This window comes from Actinospica durhamensis, assembly GCF_018139695.1.
In the GTDB taxonomy this organism is placed as follows: Bacteria; Actinomycetota; Actinomycetes; order Streptomycetales; family Catenulisporaceae; genus Actinospica; species Actinospica durhamensis.
Genome location: NZ_JAGSOG010000634.1, coordinates 1 through 830, shown reverse-complemented (window position 1 = coordinate 830; position 830 = coordinate 1). Strand labels below are relative to the sequence as shown.

At 73.5% G+C, this 830-nt stretch carries 1 protein-coding gene; it reads left to right on the top strand.

Features of this window, described 5'->3' with window-relative positions:
• A partial coding sequence (locus tag KDL01_RS41480) for a DUF4132 domain-containing protein (RefSeq protein ID WP_212534204.1) occupies positions 1-803 on the top strand: 803 nt, incomplete at its 5' end.
• Positions 804-830 lie beyond the last annotated feature (27 nt).

The window sequence follows — 830 nt, the reverse complement described above, 5'->3', positions numbered from 1 at the left end:
ACCCCGAACTCGCCGAAGCCGCCCGCGCCCGACTCAGCAGCCTGACGGAAGCCGTCCCCGCCGTCCGCGCCCACGTGGCGAGGCGGCTGGAGTCCGCGATGACGATGCGCCGCGGCTGGTCCGTCCCGGAGTTCCGCGCTCTGCTGGCCCACCCCTTCGTCGCACCCCTGACCTCCCGACTCGTCTGGCAGAGCGAGGTGCAGCAGGACGGGGTCGCGGTCACGAAGGACTTCCGCGTCGCCGAGGACGGCGGCTTCGCCGACGTCGCCGACGCGGTCTTCCAGCTGCCGCCCCACGCCGTCATCCGCGTCGCCCACCCGGCCCGCCTCGGCGCGGGCGCGGCGGGCGTGTCGGCCTGGGCGGAACTGTTCGCCGACTACGAGATCCTCGAACCCTTCCCGCAGCTCGGCCGCCCGATCCAGCTGCTGACCCCGGCCGAGCGGGCGGGCGCGCTGGTCACCCGGTTCGAAGGCACGCTCGTGCCCGCCGCGAAGCTGACCGCGCTGCTCGAGCACGGCTGGCAGCCGGAGCGTCCCCGACAGTACGCGCACACGCAGTACCTGTTCCGTCCCACACTCGACGACCGGTGGCTCGCACTCGCCCACAGCCGCGACCGCAGCTATCAGGGTTCGGACGAAACCCCGTACGTTCTCGGCCCCGTCCACGTACAGGCCGCGCCCCACGTCGACTCCGCGGTCCCGCACGCCCGGCCGCTGCCCGCCCTGCCCCTACACGACCTCGACCCGATCACCGTCTCCGAGCTGCTCGGCGACCTGAGCCGACTCGCGGATGGAGAACTCTGATGCCCCCCAAGCCCGCCGCCGCCAAAC